The organism is Clostridium ganghwense (assembly GCF_026735165.1).
Lineage (GTDB): Bacteria > Bacillota > Clostridia > Clostridiales > Clostridiaceae > Clostridium_H > Clostridium_H ganghwense.
On the sequence record NZ_JAPQES010000006.1, the window covers coordinates 178,018 to 198,683 of the forward strand.

A 20,666-nucleotide genomic window follows, 5' to 3' on the forward strand; every position below is an offset into this window, starting at 1 on the left:
TGCTTGTAAGGCAGATGCTCTCCCAGCTGAGCTATGCGCCCATAAAACTTAAATGGTGACTCCTAGGGGAATCGAACCCCTGTTACCACCGTGAAAGGGTGGTGTCTTGACCGCTTGACCAAGGAGCCATATAATGAAACATTTTTATTACTTAAATGGTGCTGGCACCAGGACTTGAACCCGGAACCTACTGATTACAAGTCAGTTGCTCTACCAGTTGAGCCATGCCAGCTTATGTGGCGACCTAGAAGGGACTCGAACCCTCGACCCCCGGCGTGACAGGCCGGTACTCTAACCAACTGAGCCACTAGGCCACATTGTGTTTTATGGTGGGCACAACAGGGCTCGAACCTGTGACCCCCTGCTTGTAAGGCAGATGCTCTCCCAGCTGAGCTATGCGCCCATAAAACTTAAATGGTGACTCCTAGGGGAATCGAACCCCTGTTACCACCGTGAAAGGGTGGTGTCTTGACCGCTTGACCAAGGAGCCAAATTTATCTTTCGTTTAACTCTATCGAAAACTTGTTTCGCATTGCGTTACCCGACGAAGAATATAATACCTGAAATTTAATGAAGTGTCAACAGTTTTTCTATATTTTTTTTATATTTTTTTATTTTTCTTATATTATTTATGCTTTTCGTATATTTTTGTTATTTCTTGTCAGAAGTATATCCTATCGATTTCATTATTATTAAAGCTGTGTCTTCAATGGCTCTTTGAGTTACATCTATAGTTTTGCAGCGTAATCTTCTCATAATTTTTTCTGCATAATCAAGCTCATCCAATACTCTTTCAGCATTTGCGTATTCAATTTCTTTATAAGATGATTTCATTTTACTTAATCTATGCTTTCTAATTTCTATAAGCTGCATAGGATCTATTTTAAGTCCAAATATTTTTTTCTTATCAATTTCCAATAATTCTTGTGGCATAGGTATCTCTGGCATTAAAGGAATATTTAGTGCCTTTATTCCCTTATTAGCTAAATACATACATAAAGGTGTTTTTGAAGTTCTTGAAAGACCAACCAATACAACATCTGCATGTTTTATTCCACTAAGGTTTTTACTATCATCATATTGCATTGCAAACTCCATAGCTTCTATCTTTCTATAGTATTCATCATCCATTTTCCAAACCGCACCAGGAGTATAATCAGGCTGTTTCCCTGTCATTCTTGATATAGTACTTACACAAGGTCCTAAAATATTAATTATGTTAATTCCCTTTTCAATACATCTTTGTACTAAAAATTCTCTAACCTCAACCAATACTAAAGTTGAAATAACTGCAGAATTTTCAGGATCTTCTACACTATTAATAAATTCATTTACATCCTCTGCACTTTTTATGTATGGTACCCTTTTCACTTGAATATTAGTTCTAAATTGATTAGCTGATGCCTTAGCCACTAATTCAGCTGTTTCACCTATTGAATCTGATACCGCATATACAGTTACCATAAAACTTCTCCCACCTTTCACATATTACAATTTTTACACTATACTTGCATAATACCCTTATTATCAGTATATTTCAACTTTTTTATTGCTTTTTATTCAAGTTTTTCTAGAAAACAAAATTTTCAACTATATATTGTCCCTTTAAATTATCAGTTATTAATAATATTATTTTGCTTCTTTTGAAAAAATATATGATAAGATATAAATATATTTTTATATAAGGAGAGATAATTTTGAAACACGAACTTATAATAGTAGGTGCAGGGGCTTCCGGGATAGTTGCTGCAATAACTGCTAAAAATTTAGGTATAGATGTTGCGTTAATAGAATCTAATAATAGAATAGGTAAAAAAATACTAACTACGGGTAATGGAAGATGTAATATTGCAAATAAATGTACAAATTTAGATAGATATAACAGTGAAAACCCTGATTTCTTTGGTGAAACATTAAACTCTTTTACTATTAATAATACTATAGAGTTTTTTAAAGAACTTGGATTACCTCTAATAACCTTAGAAGAAGGAAAAATGTACCCTATGTCTTTACAAGCTTCTTCAGTTTTAGATATATTAAGAGCTGCTTTAGATGAAAAACAAATTCCTATTTATTCAGATACTAAAGTTATTGATATAGTTTCTTATAAAAAAGGCTTCAAAATCAGCACTAATATACAAGAAGAATATCAATGTAAAAAACTATTACTTTGTTGTGGTGGAAAATCTGCTCCTAAAACTGGCTCAGATGGTTCAGGATTTACTTTAGCTAAAAAGTTAGGTCACAGCATTATAGATACTCTTCCTGCCCTTGTACAGCTTAAATTAGGCTATAAAAAGTTAAAGGCATTATCCGGAGTGAAATTTGATGGTATAGCTAAAATTTTGATAGATAATAAACTAATAAGACAAGAATCTGGAGAAATACTTTTTACTGACTATGGTATATCTGGCCCTCCTATTCTTCAACTTAGTAGAATTGCTTCTTATGCTGTATCAAAAAACAAAGAAACATTTCTCAAAATAGATATGATGCCTAATTTATCTTCTGAAAAATTAGAAGATTTTTTAGAAAATCATTGGGGTGTATTTGGATATAGAAGCGTACATGATTCTTTTATAGGAATCATAAATAAAAAAATCATACCAGTTCTTCTAAAAGAAAGTGGATTAGATAATATCCATAAACCTTGTTGGGAACTTTCTTGGGATGAAAAAAAGAATATTTATAACTTATTAAAGGAATGGAAATTTGAAATTACTGGTACAAATGGATTCAATAATTCTCAGGTAACTGCTGGTGGCGTAAATACCAAAGAAGTAGATACCTATACTTTAAAATCTAGAATAGTACCTAACCTTTATTTTGCAGGAGAAATACTAGATGTAGATGGTGATTGTGGCGGTTTTAACCTTCAATGGGCATGGGCTTCTGGCGTTGTAGCTGCAAAAAATATGGCAATAAACAATTAAACAAAAAAAACCTAAACTTATAAATAAATTGTGTCTCAATTATAGTTCAATGCATTTATAAGCTTAGGTTACTTACAATTATAATTTATTTTTCAAACTAGCAAAACTAAGTTTTATTTTATCATTTACATATTTGTATATTCTATTTCACTTTTAGAAATCCAACGTTCTAAATTATATCCTATTCCAGTATCAACTACCCAGTATTCTTTGTCAGCTTTCTCTCTTATTTTTTTTACTAATTTAGCATCTATCTCTCCAAGCATATTTCCATCATAAACTCTAACAATTCTTCCTTCTTTTCTTTCTTTTTCTTTAGCTATAACATAAGTTAAATATCCATCTATATTTCCATTAAAATATTTATCTGCATGCTTTTTACAATACATATAAATTGCATCCGGTATGCTTATTGACATTTTCGTATTCATAGCTTACCTCCTAATAATTTATATACTTATTTGTACCTCTAACATAAGTATATCATACATACCATGAATTTGAAGTATTGTTAATTTTACTACATTTAGATGTTATATTCCAAATCTTATGTGGTATTAGAATTTACTTGATATTATAAATTTATTACATATATAATTTTTTTTATTTTTTTTATTATTGGTGTAAAAATCACTAGATTTTGTTTATATAGTAACAAAGTTCATATATCAAAAAAATTCAATTCTTTTTCCAAGTTGTTTCTCCTAAAGTAAGCTCTTCTCCATTATCTTTTATGATTTTATAAATTAATATAACATACTCTTCTTTATCTTCTTTTTGAGTTAATACTTTTATCTTCTCACCATATTTAGTTTCTTTTTTATAAGTTATTTTTATATTTATTAATGTATAATTTAAAACTATATCTAAAGGTACACTTTCAATTATCCAAGCTGCATATTTTTCATTATTTACATGACCATTTGTATCAATATCACTATATCTTACTTTGAACTCTACATTATTATCAATTCTTTCTACTTTGTTTATATTATCAATTTTTAATATTCCAACATTTTCTTCTGTCAATCTATAGACTTTTTCAATCTCCTTACCAATTCTCATAGGCTTTTTATTTTTAATATCTATAAGCATCCAAATAGAATTTGCAGTAGCTATAATTTTATCTTGTTCATCCACTATATAAAATTTTCTATACGCATAGAATTTTCTAATAGAATGCGCTAAAGTTCTAACTCTTATCTTATCTCCAAGTTTAGGATACTCTTTAACACTTATATCCCATTTATATAGTATCCATGCCATATTATTTTCCAACATATAATCTAATCCTATTCCTAATTGTTCACTTTGATATATAGCAACATCATTAAGATAATCTATTAAACTTGTTATAAGTGCCTTTTTTTTATAATTAACTTCATAAAAGTGTATTTCATATTCTTTTTCTGTTAATACTCCAGCCATAAACTCTTCTCCTTATTAAAATTTATAGTATATACTATTAAACACTACAATTTATTATAGTAAATTGTAGTGTTTAGTAAATTTCTGATATTAAATATTTTTATTTAATTCTTCTAATAATTTTTCAATATCCATTCCATGAACCATAGCTGCTTCTTCAAGAGTTTCTCCTTGTGCAGATGGACATCCAACACACATCATTCCAAAACTCATTAAAACTTCTGGACTATTAGGATAATTTCTAACGATTTCACCAATTGTCATATCTTTTGTTATTTTCATTCTAGTCACCTCATTCCTTTTAACAACATTAATATACGAAAATTATACCAAAATAATATTAATTAATAAAGCTTGGTCCTGAATTATATTTAATATTATAAATATAAATTATAATAATCATGAAAAAATCCTAATGAGAAGTAAACTTCCCATTAGGATTTTTGTTTTTAATCTAGTACTTATTTTTTTTACAGTTCATCTACCATAATAGTGTGATCTCTTCTTGGACCTACTCCTATAACTGATATTTTAGTACCAGTAAATTCTTCAATTCTCTTTAAGTATTTCTTAGCATTCTCTGGAAGTTCATCATAGCTTCTAACATCTGCTACACTTTCATCCCATCCATCGAATTCTTCATATACAGGTTCACATTTTGCTAAATCTTCTAAGCTTGCTGGGAAATAATCTATAACTTTATCGTCTAATTTATATCCAGTACAAACCTTTATCTTTTCTATACCAGCAAGTGTATCTATCTTAGTTACAGCAAAACTTGTAAGTCCTGAAATTCTTGCTGTACTCTTTAATATTACAAGATCAAGCCATCCGCATCTTCTTGCTCTTCCTGTTGTTACTCCATATTCATGACCTTTTTGTCTTATTAATTCTCCCATTTCATCTTCAAGCTCAGTTGGGAAAGGTCCTTTACCTACTCTTGTTGTATATGCTTTTGCTATACCTACAGCACTATTTATCATAGTAGGTCCAATTCCAGCTCCTGTACATACTCCACCTGCTACAGTACTAGATGAAGTTACATATGGGTATGTTCCATAATCTATATCAAGTAATGAACCTTGAGCTCCTTCAAATAATACATTTTTATCAGCTTTTATTTCATCATAAATTCTTACAGATATATCTGCAACGTGAGCTCTCATTCTTTCTGCATATCCTAAATATTCATTATATATAGTTTCAAAATCTAAAGCTTCTCCATCATAAAGATTTATGATTTCATTTTTATCTTCTACATTTCTTCTAAGCTTTTCTTCAAAAACTTCTTTATGCATTAAATCACAAACTCTTATTCCGCTTCTTTCTGCTTTATCTGTATAGCAAGGTCCTATTCCTTTTTTAGTAGTTCCTATGTCATTTTTTCCTCTTGCTTGTTCTTTTAATCCATCTAATATTCTATGATAAGGCATTATAAGCTGTGCTCTATCACTGATTACAAGCTTTTCTGGAGTAACCTTTACTCCTAAATCTTCTAAGTAATCAATTTCTTCAAATAGAGCCTTTGGATCTACAACAACTCCATTACCTATTACATTTAATTTATTATCATATAATATACCTGAAGGTATTAAATGTAGTTTATACTGTTTATCTCCAACTTCTACAGTATGTCCAGCATTATTTCCTCCTTGAAATCTAACAACAACATCTGCTTTTTCAGCAAGATAATCTGTCATCTTACCTTTTCCTTCGTCTCCCCATTGAGCTCCTAATACAACAAATGATGACATAAAAATTCCTCTCTTTCTTAAATAAATTACAAACAAATATATTTTAACACTTTAAGCTTTATTTTACTATTTTAAAGTGTAACTTTAATCAAAAATTATATTTATATTTTTTATCTTTTATCTACTTAGTTTTCTCTTCTTTCTTAGAAATATCCCTTGCTACTATAACACCAGTAACAGAAGCTTGCATAAGACCTCTTGTAATACCAGCTCCGTCTCCTATTGTATATAGATTTTCTATTTCAGTTTCAAATTTTCTATTAGTTTCAAACTTACTTGAATAGAATTTAACCTCTACACCATAAAGAAGAGTATTTTTACTGTAAAGTCCTGGCGCTACCTTGTCAAAAGCTTTAATAGCTTCAACAATTGATGTTAAATGTCTTTGCGGAAGTACAAAACTTAAATCTCCTGGAACAGCTGACTTTAAAGTAGGTCTAGTAGTAGACTTTTTAAGTCTTGATTCATCTGTTCTACGTCCATTTAATAAATCACCAAGTCTTTGTACCATTATTGGTCCACCTGTTAACATATTGCCAAGTTTTGCAATATACTTTCCATAATCTATAGGTTGATTAAATGGTTCTGTAAATGTAGTAGATACAAGCATAGCAAAGTTTGTATTCTCAGTTCTAAGCTCTGCTTGAGAATAACTATGTCCATTTACAACTGCAATTTCTCCATCATAATGTTCTTCTGATACAACTCCACCTGGATTCATACAGAAGGTTCTTACTTTATTATCAAATGTATCGGAATAGTAAACAAGTTTTGCTTCATACAAATCTTTTGTTAAATGATCCATTATAGAATTAGGTACTTCTACTCTTACCCCGATATCTACAGCATTGTTTTTTGTTTTCATGTTATGCTTTTTAGCTTCCTTTGAAAGCCATTCAGCACCACCACGTCCTGGAGCTACAATAATATATTTTCCACTTATATCTTTACATCCATCTTTAGTATGTACCTTCATTCCTGTAGCTTTTCCATCTTCAACTATTAATTCTTTAGCTTTACTTAACTCACAAAACTCTGTTTTTGTGTTTTCAATTAGATGATGATACATTCCTCTTAAAACATCATAAGCAAGTTCAGTTCCTAAATGTCTTACGGGACACTCAACTAAACGAATATTATGCTTACTTGCTTCATATTTTATTTCTTCTACCTTTTCATTATTTAAACCATGAATAGTTTCATTAGCACCAAATTTCAAATAAATATCATCACAATAATTTATTAGTTCTTGAGCCTGTTGTTCTGAATAATATTCAAGTAATCTTCCTCCAACTTCAGGACTTAATGAAAGTTTACCATCTGAAAAAGCACCTGCACCTGACCATCCGAACGTTATTCCGCATGGGTTACAATTTACACATTTTCCAGTGTCTCTTGCAGGACACTTTCTTTTTTCAATATTTCTACCTTTATCTATTATTAACACTTCAAGTTCTGGATTTAATTTTGTAACTTCTAAAGCTGTAAATATCCCTGCTGGGCCTGCCCCAATTATAATAACATCATAAATATTCTTCAACATTCATCCCCTCCCTATCCATAGTACCAAAGCTGTATAATTTCGTCAATAAAAAATACGAATATTTTTCTTTTACTTTTTTTTATAATTCGTGTTAATTTTATCCTATTCATCTTTTTTTGATAGTATTATCTTTTGCTCTCAAATTAAATATATACATGCATAAAAGCAAAATACTTCTATTATATTTATTAATACTAAAGGGAATACTCATTATATAAGTTAATTAAAGGCGGTAGATGATATGAATATACCTAATACGCTAACTTTAGTAAGGCTGTTTTTGATACCTATTTTTGTTTTATTCTTCTTTTCAGGAGAAACTAATAGTTTAACAAATGCTACTCTTATTTTTTTAATAGCTGGACTTACTGATGTTTTAGATGGATACATCGCTAGAAAATATAATCTTATAACAAAATGGGGAACTGTATTAGATCCTTTAGCTGATAAACTTATGCTTGTTACTGTTTTAACTTGTTTATTTTTAAGAAATTACATTCCTTTATGGGTTGTACTTATAATTGCTATAAAAGAATTTTTAATGATATCTGCTGGTATCTCTTTTTATAGGAAGGATGTAGTATTTCCTGCTGATGGATATGGTAAAATAGCTACCTTAGTTTTTTATATAGGCATATTATATTTGCCCTTTCATTCAATTATTAGTAATTACTTAATATATTTAGGGGTTGCAGTTTCTATTTTAGCCTTTGTAAATTACTTATTAAAAGTAACTAGGAAATTTAAAGTTTAAAAATGTATAGTTTTATCTCAAAAGTATGTATTATAAAATATAACAAACGCCTATATCTTGCTATGTAAAGTAAGATATAGGCGTTTGTTATATTTCAAAAGCTAAATATTATGTATATTAAGCTTTATCATCTAAATCTTTTATCATCAATGTCAACATGCTAGGTACTTCATATCCATTCTTTTTATAAAATCTTTCTATTCTACCACCTTTAAGTGTCCAAAAATGAATAGAATTTACATCTACAGCTTTCAATTCTTCTTCTGAATATTTTAAAATCTTGCTTCCAATCCCTCTATTTTGAATAGTTGAATCTACAAAAAAATCCTTAATATAATATTGGAATCCTTCATACCACTGCTCACAGTTACCCATGATAACACCTATAATCTTATCATCTTTTTTGTAAACCCACCCTTTAAAATTATGGGTTTTATATGTTTCTTCTAATCTTTTAGATGCAGTTTTAAAAGTCCACTTTTCATTCCAAGGCTCACTATTGAAAGTTGATATTAATAAATTAGCACATTCCTCTAAATAATCAATTTGAAAACTTTCAATTGTTTCCATATATATTCCTCCAACGTTTTAATCATTTATTCATATTTCTTGCTTTCTCAACGCATTCTTCCATAGCTTCCATAACTCCTGCTCTAAAACCATTTCTCTCTAAAGCATAAACTGCTTCAATAGTTGTACCTCCTGGTGAACATACATCGTCCTTTAGTTGTCCAGGATGTTTATCTGTTTCCAGCACCATTTTTGCTGAACCGAAAACTGCTTGTGCTGCTAACTTATAAGCCTTTTGTCTTGGAAGTCCTTTAAGTACTGCTCCATCAGCTAATGCTTCAATAAACATATAAACATATGCTGGTGAAGATCCTGTAAGTGCTGTAACTACATCCATATATTTTTCTTCTACAACTTCAACCTTACCAAAACATTTGAACAAACTTACAACTTTTTTCATCTCTTCCTCTGTTACATGTTCATTTCCACATAGAGCACTCATTCCTTCTCCTACTAGTGCTGGTGTGTTAGGCATAGTTCTAACTACCTTCACCTCTTTATCAAAATATTCTTCTATTCTTGATATTGTTATACCAGCAGCAATAGTTACAATAATAGTATCTTCCCTAACTTCATCCTTAATTTCTTTTATAACATCTTTATATTTATTAGGCTTAACAGACAAAAATAATATATTTGAAGACTTAGCAACCTCTATATTACTTTTTGTAGTTCTTATATCATTCTCTTCTTTTATTTTTATTAATTTTTCTTCAGTTGGATTACTAGCTATTATGTATTCAGGACTAATCAAATCAGATTTAACTATACCATTAATCATAGCACTAGCCATATTTCCACACCCAATAAACCCTATTTTATTTTGCATAAATTTACACCCTCCTTCGTTGAATACTCAAACATTTTTGTGATATAATTTTTTAAATTCATAATATTTTTATTATACACCCATTAAAGTATACTTTGCTTTTGTAAAGCTAAAATATATTAAATTTTATCATATGACACCTATATTACTAAAACAAGTTATTATTTGGTTACAGTTAAATATATTGTGTTAAAATATATTAATAGAAAGGAATAGAAAGGAGCAGACTGTATAAGTCGTACTTAATTATGAATAAAAATAGAAAAGAACACTTAAAAAATGTAAAAAGAATCGTAGTGAAAGTTGGAACTTCTACTTTAACTCATTCAACTGGATTGCTAAATCTAAATCGTATTGAAAACTTAGTAAGACAACTTTCAGACGTACATAATCGTGGAATAGAAGTTATACTTGTATCTTCTGGTGCAATCGGTGCTGGAATAGGAAAATTGGGACTAAAAGAAAAACCCAAAACAATTCCTCAAAAACAAGCTGCAGCTGCTGTAGGTCAAGGAATTTTACTTCATATGTATGAAAAGCTTTTTTCTGAATATGGAAAAATAGCAGCTCAAATACTTTTAACAAGAGAAGATATATCTGATAGAACTAGATTTTTAAATGCTACAAATACTTTTTATGCGTTACTTGAACAAGGAGTTATTCCTATAGTTAATGAAAATGATGCTATAGTTGTAGATGAAATAAAATTCGGAGATAATGATACTCTTTCTGCCATGGTAGCAAGTCTTGTTAATGCAGACTTATTAGTACTTTTAACGGATATAGACGGTTTATATGATTCTAATCCAAAAACAAATCCTGATGCTAAGTTTATTCATTATGTTGATAATATAACAGATGAAATAGTTGGTGCTGCTGGTGATACTGGAAGTTCTCTTGGTACAGGAGGAATGATAACCAAAATAAATGCTGGTAAAATAGCTACATCCTCTGGTTCATCAATGATTATTGTTAATGGAGATGCTCCTAATGTTTTAAATGACATATTAGATGGAAAAGAGATAGGTACTTTCTTTAAAGCAACCGCACATCCTCTTCAAGCAAAAAAACATTGGATGGCTTTTGGAACTAAACCTAGTGGAAATATAACAATAGACAATGGTGCAGAAAAAGCTTTAATTGAAAATCACAAAAGCTTACTTCCTAAAGGAATTGTAAGTATTAGTGGAACTTTCTCAGAGGGAGAAGTTATTTCTATATTAAATACTAAAAATGAAGAAATAGGACACGGAATTATAAATTATAATTCCTCAGATATTAACACAATAAAAGGATTAGATTCTTCTGAAATTGAAGAAAAACTTGGATATAAAAACTATGATGTTGTAATTCATGCAAATAATCTAGTAACACTTAAATGAGGAGGTAAAAAAATGGATGCAAAACAACATGTAATTGACAAAGCTATTCTTGCAAAAGAAGCAGTCCGCAAACTAGCAATTATAGATACTAACACTAAAAATAAAGCTCTATATGCAATGGCTGATGCATTAATTGAAAACATGGATGTAATACTAGAAGCTAATTCAAAGGATATGCAAAACGGAAAAGAAAAAGGACTTACTAAAGCTCTTCTTGATAGACTTTTACTTGATGAAAAAAGAATAAATTCTATGGCTGAAGGGTTAAGAGAGATAGCCTTTCTTGATGATCCTATCGGCGAAGTAGTTAAAATGTGGAAACGTCCTAATAATCTTAAAATAGGTCAAGTAAGAGTTCCTTTAGGAGTTATAGGAATAATATATGAAGCAAGACCAAATGTTACTGTAGACGCTGCTGGACTTTGTATAAAGGCAGGTAATGCAGTAATATTAAGAGGTGGATCTGAAGCTATAAACTCTAATACTGCTGTAGCTAAAATTATATCAGATGCTGCTGAAAAAGCTGGACTTCCTAAAGGTTCTATAAATCTTATAGAAATTACAGATAGAGAAGCTGCAAATGTAATGATGAAAGCTAATGGATACATAGATGTGCTTATACCTCGTGGAGGGGCTGGCCTTATAAATGCCGTAGTTAAAAACGCTACTGTTCCTGTTATTGAAACTGGAGTTGGTAACTGTCATATATATGTTGATGAATCTGCAGATATGGATAATGCTATAGATATAATAATAAATGCTAAAACTCAAAGACCTGCTGTATGTAATGCTATGGAAACATTACTTGTACATAAAAATATAGCAGAAGAATTTCTTCCTAAATTAGGAGAAAAATTAGATTCTATGGGAGTAGAAATAAGAGGATGTTCTGCTACTCAAAATATTATAAAATCAGCAAAACAAGCAACTGAAGAAGATTGGTCTACAGAATATCTAGACTTAATTTTAGCTATAAAAGTTGTTGATACTATAGATGAAGCTTTAGAACATATTTATAAATATGGAACTAAGCATTCAGAAGCAATCCTTACAAATAACTATGAAAACTCTCAAAGATTTTTAAATGAAGTGGATGCTGCTGCTGTATATATCAATGCATCTACTCGATTTACAGATGGAAGTGAATTTGGTTTTGGTGCAGAGATAGGAATAAGTACTCAAAAGCTTCACGCAAGAGGTCCAATGGGCCTTAAAGAACTTACTACTACTAAATATATTATTTACGGTGAGGGACAAACAAGATAAGAATCCTATATAACATAAGAGCAGTTTTTAACTGCTCTTTATTCATCCCAAAGACCTTCTGTCAATTCTTCAATTTCTTTTTTTCTTTTTTCTGTTTCTTCATAATCAATAGTTATTTTATCAGTCATATTGAGCACATATCCTTCTTCAGCTTCTTTAGGTACAAGATTTCTTTCTATATTTATCATACCACCATCATCAAGCTCAACAACTGCAAACTCTTCTTCAAATCTATCTATTACTCCTAGCATTAATATTAGTCACTCCTTCTATCTATTGGGTAATTTCTTCCTGAGCACTTTCTTCTAAATAATAACTCTTCTTTTCTTCCATTTCTTTTTCATCTAACACTTCAATCTCTTCTTCATATACGCTAGTCATAGTGCTTTTACCTTTAAAAATAGCTCCTTGTAAGATAGAAATATCTTTAACCTCTATATCTCCTATAAGTTTTCCTGTGGACGTAATTTCTAATAATTCAGTGCACCTAACATTTCCTTCCATTCTACCAGCTATACTAACATTTTCTGCTTTAATATTTCCCTTTACGAACCCAGTTTCTCCAATTATAACATCTGTTTTTGTGCATATCTCTCCGTTGTATTTTCCATCTATCTTTATAATGCCATTAGAGTTTATGTTACCTTCCATATCTGTTTCTACTCCTACTATTGTGTCAATACTTCTAGTTTCAGTTGCCTTTGTTGGTTTATTATCTTTACTTGAAAAAAGCGCCATTTTAAATACCCCCTTAATTTTGAAATATTATATTCATGGATATAATCCAATATTATCTATTATTATATAAAACAAACATGTAGGATTTTATTGCAATCTTGCTATACTCCTACATGTTTAATTATATACTAATTTTTTTAAATTTTCTCGTTAATCCTTTTATTATTTTCCAATTTTTTGATATTATTTAGGATTATTTTCTTCATTTTCATTATCTATAACTTCTTCAGCCTTCACTATTGTTAAATCATCATTATTTTTTTTATCTATATTCCCTTTAAGATAATCAGGGAGTTCCATTCCAGCTCCATTAAACACATCTTCAAAAGGTGGAATTGATTTTAACATTCCTGAAAGAAAATTAGCTGTTGTAGGTGTTCCATCACCATTTCCACCCATAGTGTCCCAAACTGTAATTTTATCAATTTTAATATTTTTGATTGCCTCAACTTGAAGCTTAACAATTTCAGGAAGTTTATCTGCAATCATAAGCATAACTGCATCTTTAGAATCATTTCCAGCTGCTTCAACAAGCTTTTGGAAACCTTCTGCTTGCTTGCTCAAAATCTCCATAGTACCTTGAGCTTCTGCCTGCATCTTAAATAATATAGCGTCCGCTTCACCTTTTGCATGACGTCTAATCTTCTCTGCCTCTGCTTCAGCTTCTAACTCTACCTTTTGCTTATCTATTTCAGCTTTAACTATTACATCTGCAACATTAGTAGCTCTTTCCTTATCAGCACGTGCATTTTCTGCTTCTTGCTCTGCTGAATATGCTTCTTGAAGTGCTTTAGCTTCTTGAACTTTTTCTGCTGCAATAGCTATTTTATTTGCCTCTGCTTGCTTTTCACGTCTTTCAGCTTCAGAATTTGCAATAGTTACTTTAGCTAAGTTTTCTCCTTCTATAGCCTCTGAATCAGCTTTAGATACTCTAACTCTTTCTTCTCTTTTTGCTTCTGCCTCACCTATAGCACCATCTCTATTTTTCTCTGCAACACTTTTCTTTGCATCATTTATAGCTTTTGCAGCTGCTTCTTTTCCTAGTGCTTCAATATATCCAGATTCATCATTAATATCTGTTACATTTACGTTTATAAGCTTAAGACCAACTTTTTTAAGTTCTGCTTCAACATTTTGAGATACATTATCTAAGAATTTATCTCTATCTGAATTTATTTCTTCTATATCCATTGTTGCAATTACAAGTCTTAATTGTCCAAAGATGATATCCTTAGCAAGTTCTTGTATATCATTTCTAGTAAGTCCTAAAAGTCTTTCTGCTGCATTATTCATAACACCACTATCAGTAGAAACACCAACAGTAAATGTTGAAGGTACATCAACTCTTATGTTTTGCTTACTTAAAGCTTTAGTTAAATTAACTTCTATTGATATAGGCCTTAAATCAAGAAATTCATAACTCTGAATAACTGGCCATACAAACGCTGCTCCACCATGTATACATTTTGCTGAACGATTGGTTCCATCGGCATCCTTTCCAGTCTTACCATAAATAACAAGAACTCTGTCAGATGGACATCTTTTATATCTTGCAAATAAAGCTATTATTGTAATAAATATTGCAACCACGATTACAGCTGTTACAATTATTGATGAAAAATCACCCATTATATATATCCCCCTTATGATTTTCTTCTAGCGATTTTACCACTAGAAAATTTTGTTCAATTCCAATAACTTTTATTTTAGTACCCGTTTTTAACTTTTCACCATAGGTAATTGCAGGTACCTCTCTCAAAGAACTTTGGAAAATCACGTGAACCTTTCCTCCTTCCTTTCCATTGTCCGGTATAGTAAGATATACCTCTCCTGTTGCACCTATTGCATTTTTTAAATTCATATTTCCGCTTTCAGTAAGCTTAAATATTAATTTATAAACACTACTTAATATAACTATTACTATTGTCCCTAAGATTATTCCTAATGCAATCGTTAGCATTTTACTATAACCATGTCTAACACCCATTATGCCAGTCCATGAAAATATAGTAAAAAATATAATTATATTTCTTAGAGTAACCAATTTTAAAGGAACATTCGGATTTAAATTCATATCTATATCTGCATCAATATCTACATCACTCTTTACATCAAAATCAATAGAGTCATTAATATCTGGAGTGTCTATACCATTATCTAATCCTAAAATAAGCATACCCATTTGCATCACAAATAAAGCAGTAAATGGAATTGCCAAAGCCCAAAAAAACTTTTCAAAACCAGAAATCCCACTCCACCAAGCAGCCATCGCCTCACTCCTTTTTTTATTATAAATATATAGATATTACTTAATTATGAAAATAATACCTATAGTGTATTTTTATTATAAATCTATTTTTCAAGATAATCTACCTTTTATAAAAAAATTCTTGTTTATCTTTATTTTTTACTTTAAATGCTAAAAGCAAAACACCTACTGCCTTAATACGCAATAGGTGTTTCAATTATTATTTACACATATCCATTCATTCCTCTAACAGAAATTTCTCCGGAAATAATTTCCTTAATTTTACCATCCTCATACTGTACAACCAACTTGCCATCTTCGCTTAACTCTAAAGCTTTTGCTTTAGTAGTCTTTCCTCGATCTATTATTCTAACTTCTTTTCCTAATAAGATAGACCTTTCTCTACAAACCTTAATAGATTTACTTATATTCTCTTCACGAATAAATTCCTCATACAGCTTTTCAAAATTGTTAAGTACTCTACTAACTAGTTCTTTTCTTTTTATGTATTCTCCATTTTGAATTTTAAGTGAGGAAGCTACCTCCTTTATTTCTTCTGGAAATTCTTCCTTTTCTATATTTACATTTATCCCAATGCCCATTATAACGTAATTAACTTTATTTAATTCTCCACTCATTTCAGTTAAAATTCCGCATACTTTTTTTCCATTCATAACTATATCATTTGGCCATTTTATGAAAGCATCTATTCCCATATCTTTAGTTGCCATTGCCACAGCCGCTGCTCCTATTTGAGTAATCTTTGATACATTTATTGGGTCTATATCCGGTCTTAATATAATTGACATCCATATACCTTTATATTTAGGTGATGTCCAATTACGTCCTAACCTACCTCTACCCATAGTTTGTTCTTCAGCTATAACTACCGTTCCTTCTTCTGCACCTTCTCTTGCACATTCTTTAGCTTTATTATTTGTAGAATCTATAGAATCAAAATATATTATATTTCTGCCTATATAAGCTGTATTTAAATTCCCTTTTACTTCTTCAAAGGTAAGCAAATCTGGCGAAGAAACAAGTTTATATCCTTTTCTTGAAACAGATTCTATTTCATAACCATCCTCTTTTATAGCTTTCATATATTTCCATATGGCTGCACGACTAACCCCTAAGCTTTCACTAATTTTTTGACCCGATACAAAAGTATTTTCATTTTCTTTAAGTAGATTTATAATTTGTTCTTTCATTATTTATTTTTATCGAGACAGTATACTCTCGATAAATCCCTCCCTCATTTTATACTATACATAACATATTAATATTTTACTTTATTTCACTGTTTGTTTTACCTTTTGATTTAACCCCATATATTTCTATGTAAAAAGTATAACATAATATCCCACTGTTAATTATATTATTTATGTTTTTGAAGGTTACTAATGTTTTATAACCACTTATAAACAAAGATAATCTCATATACTAATCCTAAGGTCATCTTTTACTTTGTATTTTTAATTTCAAATTGATTTGTTTTTCCCATCATATAAGCTAATTTAATTATTGATTTTTCTTCTATAGTCATTTCTCTATCAAACATTTTTTCAAATTGTTTGATTAATTTATAAGTATCAATTTTTGTCTTTCCATTGTTCTGTCTATTTACCCTCATGTGTTTATTTAGATTATATATCTTAGGTATGATTTTTTCATTATAGATTTTCTTAAAAATTTCTGCTGTATAGTAAGCATCATTAAATGCATCGTGAAATTGATTTTTAATGGGAATATGCAATAATTCTACTGCATTACGCAAACCAATATTAGTTCCTTTTGGACACTTAAGATATTTAGAAGCATAAGATTGAATATTAATATATTCTTTAGGTATTAAGGATGTATCTAATTCATGATATTGTATGTTTCTAAATAATTCTTTCATATCTCCCATTCCCCATACACATAAGATACTTCTGTCATTTTTAACAAACTCAATAAGTTCTTTATAGATTTCATTAAATGGTTTTCCCTTATTTAATTGTTCCATTGTTATACCAGTAATTTCTTTTACAAAATGATGAATCTTGTTATATATCTCAGGCTTTATCAGTCTATCTAAAGTGGAAATTGTCTCAAAATTTTCATCAAGCTTTACTGCCCCTATCTGAATTATTTCAAAAGGACATTTGGGAGTTATTGCGTTTTTATTTCTTTTTATAGAATTGTAGCCTTGATTAAATTCTAAATCAAATATTATGTAATTCATTTTTTTCTCCCCTAAATATAATTCGTATTATTTAGTATGCCACTGATTATAATAAAAAATAGTTCTACATATTAAAATACCTAGAACTATTTTTTAATCTTTGAATATTTTTTATTTCTTTGACAATACTTTCTAATACATACACCAAAACTATCTTGTTTTTATTACTTTATTTAATCCCCCAAGGCTTATATGTTTAAATACTTATAAGCCTTTCTAATTTTTCATCATACTTACTACTTTTATGTATTCTACCAGCCACCTTTACCGCTTCCGTCAGAACCGCTCTGTTTATAATATTCCTCTTTTACCTTTTGCAAATCAGAAGGCGAATCAAAGTCTACTTTATCATGTTTATTATAAGTTGGCTTTGAATATCTTTTATGACTTTTGTTTGATGATCCACATGAGAAAAACGATCCCATTAAATAAATTATAATTACAAATACTATTATATATTGCATGTACTTTACTCCTTTGTAAGTTGTTGGTTTGTACATTTATGTGCTCCAATTCATTTCATATTATAGCATATATTGGATTAAATTCAGTCAAATTTCATAAAATATATCAGATAAAGCTTTATTAAGTCTATCTAACATCATTATTATCAAAATTAAAAGGAATATCTTTAATAAGCTTATAAAAAGTCTTTTCTCTATTTTCCAATTATTATATAATTAATTATATATAATAGTTGGGAATAATGTATAATAAGGTTATTCGTTAAAGGAGAGATATGTTATGAATATACGGGATTTATTTAATTACAAAAATTGGGTAGTGGTTGGTAAAGTTTCAGATACATCAAAATATGCATACAAAATATTAAAATCATTGGAAGCAGGTGACTTTAAAACTGAAGGAGTATATCCTAAAGATAAAACAGATAAAATATATAAATCATTAGAAGAAGTACCTTACAAAATTGATGTAATAGATTTATGTATAAATCCTGCTTTAGGAATAGAAGTGATTAAAGAAGCTAAAAAATTAAATATTGACAAGGTATTGATACAGCCTGGTGCTGAAAGTGGCGAAATACGAGATTACTGTAAAGCTAACGGAATAGTGGCAATAGAGGGTTGTGCTCTTGTTCAGTTATTAATTCATTTTAACGTTGATATAAATCAATTCTAAACTCAATAAAAAACAAGGTTGAAAATCTTAAAACTTTATAATTTCCTAGTAAAATAAAAAGGATGAAACGTCAGTTTCATCCTTATTTTTTCTATCTATATATTTTTATAATAACATCAAACCTAATGCAATTACTACACCAGAGCATAGTAAGTCAACTATACAGAATCCCATAACGTCTTTTGCACTTAGTCCTGCAATACCTAATGCTGGTAATGCCCAGAATGGTTGAATCATATTTGTCCAAGCATCTCCCCAAGCAATAGCCATAGCTGTCTTATGAGTTGCTACTCCTAAAGCTGCACCAGCCGGCATCATTATTGGAGCTTGCACTGCCCATTGTCCACCACCTGATGGTACAAAGAAGTTAACAAGTCCTGCACTTAGGAATGTAAATAATGGGAATGTTGTTTGATTTGAAATTGAAACAAATCCTGTTGACATTGCCCCTGCAAGTGAAATTCCAGTAGGTCCTTTAGCAGTCATCATACCCATAATTCCTGCATAGAACGGAAATTGAAGAATAATTCCTGCAGTTCCTTTAGTAGCTTCAAATATAGCACTTAAGAATTTCTTTGGAGTTCCATGAAGTATTATTGCTGCAAATAAGAAAATAAAGTTAACAATATTTAAGTTTAATTTAAATCCTTTTGTAGCAAAATAATAAACTATATATACTACACCCATAGCACCTACAAGCAAAGATATTATATTACTATTTTCAAGTCTTTCAGCTGGAGTCATATCTTCTTTAGCTACTACGTGTAATGCAGCTGCTTCTTCATCATCCATTAGTAACTTAGGATCAATTGTTATAGTATCCTCTGGTTTAGGCATCATAGCTTTGTTAATTAGAGGAAGAAGAATTAATAATACTAATAAAATTATTATATTGTAGCTAGAAAATAAAGTTTGACTTGTTGGTACAGGGCTAGTAACGGCTCCTGCAGTTGCAGTTGCTAAATCCTTTCCTCCTGTAGCAAGCTTAAGAGGTACAGAAGCAGAAAGTCCAGCATGCCATACTAAAAAGCCTGAATACGCTGAAGCAATTAATAGTCTGTAGTCAACACCTTTAACTTCTTTTGCAATTTCTTTTGCAAAGATAGCACCTATTACAAGACCAAATCCCCAGTTTACCCAACATGCTATTGTTGAAATAACTGTAACTAATATTATTGATTGTGCTGGAGTTTTAGGTATCTTAGCTAAAGATTTAAGTCCTCTCTTAAATGAAGGTGCACTAGCTAAAGTATGTCCAGTAACAAGTACTAATGCCATTTGCATTGAGAAAGCTAGTAATTTCCAGAATCCATCACTCCAACCTATAATCATTCCAAGTGGACCTTGATGAGTAATTGGCATTCCTAATAGAAATACAATGAAAGTTAAAATAACTGCAAATATAAATGGGTCAGGTAAATACTTTTGAACAATAGCTACACAACCCTGTGAGAATTTTTTTAACATATAAGTTCATCTCCTTAAATAAAAATTATTTATAATATATAATAATTAACCGACTTAGTTATTTTTTTAACAAATAAGACTTTGTAAGACTTTGAGACATGATAATAAAAAGTCTTTATTCGTTAAGACTCATGATTTATATGTATTTCAATATTTTGTATTTTAATATTTTTTTAGTTTATCAAACCAATATTTACCTCGTATATTTTAGATTATATACCATATTCTACATAATTGCCATAGCGTTTTTAATTTTTGTGTATAAAAATTAAAGTTTTACCTTCCATTTTACTGGTGTATATCCACATAATTGTAATATCTTGTTTTATTTTTATTCATTATTTATTTTTTCTATTTACTAACAATTTTATTTGTACTATAATCAAA

21 protein-coding genes and 5 tRNA genes are annotated in these 20,666 nt (G+C 29.9%); 5 read left to right on the forward strand and 21 right to left on the reverse strand.

The annotated features are described in order from the left end of the window. Nucleotides 1–53: 53 nt before the first annotated feature. The 6 genes from OXH55_RS15975 to OXH55_RS16000 form a co-directional block, all read right to left on the reverse strand. Nucleotides 54–128 (reverse strand) — tRNA-Glu (locus OXH55_RS15975). Between the two features lie 28 nt (nt 129–156). Beyond that, nucleotides 157–232, reverse strand: a tRNA-Thr gene (locus OXH55_RS15980). A gap of 5 nt (nt 233–237) precedes the next feature. Next, nucleotides 238–314, reverse strand: a tRNA-Asp gene (locus tag OXH55_RS15985). Nucleotides 315–327: 13 nt separating this feature from the next. Next, nucleotides 328–403, reverse strand: a tRNA-Val gene (locus tag OXH55_RS15990). Between the two features lie 12 nt (nt 404–415). Beyond that, nucleotides 416–490: transfer RNA gene (locus OXH55_RS15995), tRNA-Glu, on the reverse strand. A gap of 161 nt (nt 491–651) precedes the next feature. Beyond that, nucleotides 652–1,464 (reverse strand): pyruvate, water dikinase regulatory protein, encoded by an 813-nt coding sequence (locus OXH55_RS16000; RefSeq protein ID WP_268051050.1) that lies wholly within the window; start codon nt 1,462–1,464, stop codon nt 652–654. A 233-nt stretch (nt 1,465–1,697) separates the two neighbouring features. Between OXH55_RS16000 and OXH55_RS16005 the strand changes: the two genes are divergently transcribed. Continuing rightward, nucleotides 1,698–2,933 carry a BaiN/RdsA family NAD(P)/FAD-dependent oxidoreductase gene (locus OXH55_RS16005; RefSeq protein ID WP_268051051.1) on the forward strand — a complete coding sequence of 412 codons (1,236 nt, stop codon included), beginning with the start codon at nt 1,698–1,700 and terminating at the stop codon, nt 2,931–2,933. A 125-nt stretch (nt 2,934–3,058) separates the two neighbouring features. Here OXH55_RS16005 and OXH55_RS16010 read toward each other — a convergent pair whose 3' ends face one another. The 5 genes from OXH55_RS16010 to OXH55_RS16030 form a co-directional block, all read right to left on the reverse strand. Next, nucleotides 3,059–3,364 (reverse strand): hypothetical protein, encoded by a 306-nt coding sequence (locus OXH55_RS16010; RefSeq protein WP_268051052.1) that lies wholly within the window; start codon nt 3,362–3,364, stop codon nt 3,059–3,061. Nucleotides 3,365–3,611: 247 nt separating this feature from the next. After that, nucleotides 3,612–4,361: an acyl-[acyl-carrier-protein] thioesterase gene (locus tag OXH55_RS16015; RefSeq protein WP_268051053.1), complete on the reverse strand. Its 750-nt coding sequence runs from the start codon at nt 4,359–4,361 to the stop codon at nt 3,612–3,614. A 90-nt stretch (nt 4,362–4,451) separates the two neighbouring features. Continuing rightward, entirely contained in the window at nt 4,452–4,643 is a 192-nt protein-coding gene (locus OXH55_RS16020) for a DUF1858 domain-containing protein (RefSeq protein ID WP_268051054.1), read from the reverse strand. 188 nt (nt 4,644–4,831) lie between these two features. Next, nucleotides 4,832–6,115: an adenylosuccinate synthase gene (locus tag OXH55_RS16025; protein ID WP_268051055.1), complete on the reverse strand. Its 1,284-nt coding sequence runs from the start codon at nt 6,113–6,115 to the stop codon at nt 4,832–4,834. A gap of 121 nt (nt 6,116–6,236) precedes the next feature. Continuing rightward, nucleotides 6,237–7,655: an NAD(P)/FAD-dependent oxidoreductase gene (locus OXH55_RS16030; RefSeq protein WP_268051232.1), complete on the reverse strand. Its 1,419-nt coding sequence runs from the start codon at nt 7,653–7,655 to the stop codon at nt 6,237–6,239. A gap of 244 nt (nt 7,656–7,899) precedes the next feature. On the opposite strand from OXH55_RS16030, the gene pgsA reads away from it, so the two are divergent. Beyond that, on the forward strand, nt 7,900–8,412 hold the full coding sequence (gene pgsA / locus OXH55_RS16035; protein ID WP_268051056.1) for a CDP-diacylglycerol--glycerol-3-phosphate 3-phosphatidyltransferase: 513 nt from the start codon (nt 7,900–7,902) through the stop codon (nt 8,410–8,412). Nucleotides 8,413–8,529: 117 nt separating this feature from the next. On the opposite strand, the gene OXH55_RS16040 is transcribed toward pgsA, so the two are convergent. Continuing rightward, nucleotides 8,530–8,982, reverse strand: a complete 453-nt coding sequence (locus tag OXH55_RS16040) for a GNAT family N-acetyltransferase (RefSeq protein ID WP_268051057.1) — start codon at nt 8,980–8,982, stop codon at nt 8,530–8,532. Nucleotides 8,983–9,004: 22 nt separating this feature from the next. Continuing rightward, nucleotides 9,005–9,811 carry a pyrroline-5-carboxylate reductase gene (proC, locus tag OXH55_RS16045; protein WP_268051058.1) on the reverse strand — a complete coding sequence of 269 codons (807 nt, stop codon included), beginning with the start codon at nt 9,809–9,811 and terminating at the stop codon, nt 9,005–9,007. 248 nt (nt 9,812–10,059) lie between these two features. On the opposite strand from proC, the gene proB reads away from it, so the two are divergent. Together proB and OXH55_RS16055 are read left to right on the forward strand one after the other, a co-directional pair. Next, on the forward strand, nt 10,060–11,193 hold the full coding sequence (gene proB, locus OXH55_RS16050; protein ID WP_268051059.1) for a glutamate 5-kinase: 1,134 nt from the start codon (nt 10,060–10,062) through the stop codon (nt 11,191–11,193). 12 nt (nt 11,194–11,205) lie between these two features. Continuing rightward, the gene (locus OXH55_RS16055; protein ID WP_268051061.1) at nt 11,206–12,459 is read left to right on the forward strand and encodes a glutamate-5-semialdehyde dehydrogenase; all 1,254 of its coding nucleotides are present in this window, start codon (nt 11,206–11,208) and stop codon (nt 12,457–12,459) included. Nucleotides 12,460–12,497: 38 nt separating this feature from the next. Here OXH55_RS16055 and OXH55_RS16060 read toward each other — a convergent pair whose 3' ends face one another. The 7 genes from OXH55_RS16060 to OXH55_RS16090 form a co-directional block, all read right to left on the reverse strand. Continuing rightward, entirely contained in the window at nt 12,498–12,710 is a 213-nt protein-coding gene (locus tag OXH55_RS16060) for a DUF3006 domain-containing protein (RefSeq protein WP_268051063.1), read from the reverse strand. A gap of 22 nt (nt 12,711–12,732) precedes the next feature. Then, entirely contained in the window at nt 12,733–13,197 is a 465-nt protein-coding gene (locus OXH55_RS16065; protein ID WP_268051064.1) for a bactofilin family protein, read from the reverse strand. A gap of 183 nt (nt 13,198–13,380) precedes the next feature. Beyond that, a complete protein-coding gene (locus OXH55_RS16070; RefSeq protein ID WP_268051065.1) occupies nt 13,381–14,826 on the reverse strand; it encodes a flotillin family protein in 1,446 nt (481 codons plus the stop codon). After that, nucleotides 14,819–15,466, reverse strand: coding sequence for an NfeD family protein (locus tag OXH55_RS16075; RefSeq protein WP_268051066.1), 648 nt, complete (start codon nt 15,464–15,466; stop codon nt 14,819–14,821). The genes OXH55_RS16070 and OXH55_RS16075 overlap by 8 nt, the downstream gene beginning before the upstream one ends. Nucleotides 15,467–15,669: 203 nt before the next feature. Continuing rightward, nucleotides 15,670–16,656 (reverse strand): biotin--[acetyl-CoA-carboxylase] ligase, encoded by a 987-nt coding sequence (locus OXH55_RS16080; protein ID WP_268051068.1) that lies wholly within the window; start codon nt 16,654–16,656, stop codon nt 15,670–15,672. A 251-nt stretch (nt 16,657–16,907) separates the two neighbouring features. Beyond that, the gene (locus OXH55_RS16085) at nt 16,908–17,672 is read right to left on the reverse strand and encodes a 3'-5' exonuclease (RefSeq protein ID WP_268051069.1); all 765 of its coding nucleotides are present in this window, start codon (nt 17,670–17,672) and stop codon (nt 16,908–16,910) included. Between the two features lie 251 nt (nt 17,673–17,923). Next, complete coding sequence (locus OXH55_RS16090; protein ID WP_268051070.1) at nt 17,924–18,172, reverse strand: hypothetical protein; 249 nt, start codon at nt 18,170–18,172, stop codon at nt 17,924–17,926. A 244-nt stretch (nt 18,173–18,416) separates the two neighbouring features. Between OXH55_RS16090 and OXH55_RS16095 the strand changes: the two genes are divergently transcribed. After that, nucleotides 18,417–18,812: a CoA-binding protein gene (locus tag OXH55_RS16095; RefSeq protein WP_268051071.1), complete on the forward strand. Its 396-nt coding sequence runs from the start codon at nt 18,417–18,419 to the stop codon at nt 18,810–18,812. Between the two features lie 105 nt (nt 18,813–18,917). Here OXH55_RS16095 and OXH55_RS16100 read toward each other — a convergent pair whose 3' ends face one another. Then, nucleotides 18,918–20,279: a TIGR00366 family protein gene (locus OXH55_RS16100; RefSeq protein WP_268051072.1), complete on the reverse strand. Its 1,362-nt coding sequence runs from the start codon at nt 20,277–20,279 to the stop codon at nt 18,918–18,920. Nucleotides 20,280–20,666 lie beyond the last annotated feature (387 nt).